Raw genomic sequence first — 2,025 nt, 5'->3', positions numbered from 1 at the left:
CCGGCCCGCGGGGCGGCATCGAGACGGACTCGACGCCCTTCTCGCGGACGAACGCGGCGTACATGTCGTTCCGCGCCTCGCGGCCGCCGTACTCGTAGTCGTAGTCGGCGTGGCGCTCGACGGTGTCGGCCGTCGCCTCCGCCTTCGCGCGGCCGTACTCCAGCCCGCTGACGAGGACGTGGACCTCGCCGTCGGCGTACAGCGTGAGGAACGGGTCGGGACCGGTGAACCCGGAGAGGTACAGCTGGTTGGCGTCGTCCTGCGAGGCGTCGAGCAGGTAGCCGTCGGTGTCCAGATCGGAGAGCGTCTCGTCGAGCCGCGTTCGGTTCATGCGTCACACTGCTCGGGCGACGCTCAAAGCGGTTGTCCTCGCGGAACCGCGAGCGGATCGGAGAGCGCGACGGCACCCGAGCCGAGACCGCGACGACGCCGCGAAACGCCTATATACTACACCCCTGCTCGGGACGCGTCAGTTCCGCTCTCGATTTTCTTCCGTCCACCTCATCGCTAATTCCGAATCTTACAGGGTTTTACACGCCGTTTTCGGCCGTGTCTCTGTGACGCCAGACACACGAACATTTAAGTATTTGGGTCACTTACCTAAGGGTGAGGAAAACACCGAGAATCGTCTCTCGGTTCCGTTGTTCCCTCCACGTACCAAACCAATGAGCGAGAACCTTCGAACGTACACGACAGAGCACGTCGACGAGAGCGAGACCGAGTCGGAAACCGAGGAGGAGGAGCTTCGGTGCCCGGAGTGCGGCGGACAGTTAGCGACCGACACGGAGCACGGCGAGACCGTCTGCGTCGACTGCGGGCTCGTCGTCGAGGAAGACGAGATCGACCGCGGCCCGGAGTGGCGCGCCTTCGACTCCAAGGAGAAGGACAACAAGTCGCGCGTCGGGGCCCCGACAACGAACATGATGCACGACAAGGGGCTGTCGACGAACATCGGCTGGCAGGACAAAGACGCCTACGGCAAGTCGCTGTCCAGCCGCCAGCGCGAGAAGATGCAGCGGCTCCGCACGTGGAACGAGCGGTTCCGCACCCGCGACTCGAAAGAGCGCAACCTCAAGCAGGCGCTCGGCGAGATCGACCGGATGGCGAGCGCGCTCGGCCTCCCGGACAACGTCCGCGAGACCGCCTCCGTCATCTATCGCCGAGCGCTCGACGAGGACCTGCTTCCCGGCCGCTCCATCGAGGGCGTCTCGACGTCGTCGCTGTACGCCGCCGCCCGGCAGGCGGGGACGCCGCGCAGCCTCGACGAGATCGCGGCCGTCTCCCGGGTGGAGAAAGACGAGATCGCCCGGACGTACCGCTACGTCGTCCGCGAGCTGAAACTGGAGATCCAGCCCGCCGACCCCGAGAGCTACGTCCCGCGGTTCGCCTCGGACTTGGGCCTCTCCGACGAGGCCGAGCGCCGTGCCCGCAGCCTGCTCGAAACCGCGAAGGAACAGGGGATCCACTCCGGCAAGTCGCCGGTCGGCCTCGCCGCCGCCGCGGTCTACGCCGCCTCGCTCCTCGTCAACGAGAAGGTGACCCAGAGCGAGGTCAGCGAGGTCGCGAACATCAGCGAGGTCACCATCCGAAACCGGTACCACGAGCTCCTCGAAGCCGAGGACTCGGTCGCACTGAACTGACTGCGCCGAACTGACCGCCGTCGGTCCCTATTCGTTCGTTCTCTCCGTTCCGCCCGCTTCGCCCTCCCAGTAGTCGACGTCGTCGTCGACCCGATAGTACCCCTCCAGCGAGCGCGACCCGCGCCCGCCGGGCGGCGAACCGACGTACACGCCGAACTTCTCCGAGTCCGGGTACACCGTCACCTCCGGCTCGCGCATCGTCGAGATGACGAGGTACCGAAGCGTCGCGTCGCCGTCGTTCACGACGCGGTGGGCACCGGACGCATCGGCCGGGAACGCGGCGAACTCGCCCGGGCGGAGCGAGTGTGTCCCCCCGTCGAGCCGCAGCGTCCCCTCTCCGGCGAGGACGTACAGCGCCTCCTCGTTGGCGGTGTGATAGTGATAC

General features: G+C 66.8%; 3 protein-coding genes. 1 reads left to right on the top strand and 2 read right to left on the bottom strand.

Annotated features, from left to right (window positions below):
* On the bottom strand, positions 1-331 hold a 331-nt coding region (locus tag BN903_RS13790), incomplete at its 3' end, for an aminopeptidase P family N-terminal domain-containing protein (RefSeq protein WP_048078274.1).
* 334 nt (positions 332-665) lie between these two features.
* On the opposite strand from BN903_RS13790, the gene BN903_RS13785 reads away from it, so the two are divergent.
* Positions 666-1,640 (top strand): transcription initiation factor IIB family protein, encoded by a 975-nt coding sequence (locus BN903_RS13785; RefSeq protein WP_048078273.1) that lies wholly within the window; start codon positions 666-668, stop codon positions 1,638-1,640.
* Between the two features lie 27 nt (positions 1,641-1,667).
* On the opposite strand, the gene BN903_RS13780 is transcribed toward BN903_RS13785, so the two are convergent.
* On the bottom strand, positions 1,668-2,025 hold a 358-nt coding region (locus BN903_RS13780), incomplete at its 5' end, for a cupin domain-containing protein (protein WP_048078272.1).

The sequence above is a fragment of the Halorubrum sp. AJ67 genome (assembly GCF_000513435.1).
Note: the sequence above shows the minus strand (reverse complement) of the source record. Positions and strands in the feature narration are given on the sequence as shown.

Excerpts from the sequence above, each read along its gene's own strand:
- BN903_RS13785 (WP_048078273.1), top strand. The coding sequence starts at position 666 with ATGAGCGAGAACCTTCGAACGTACACGACAGAGCACGTCGACGAGAGC.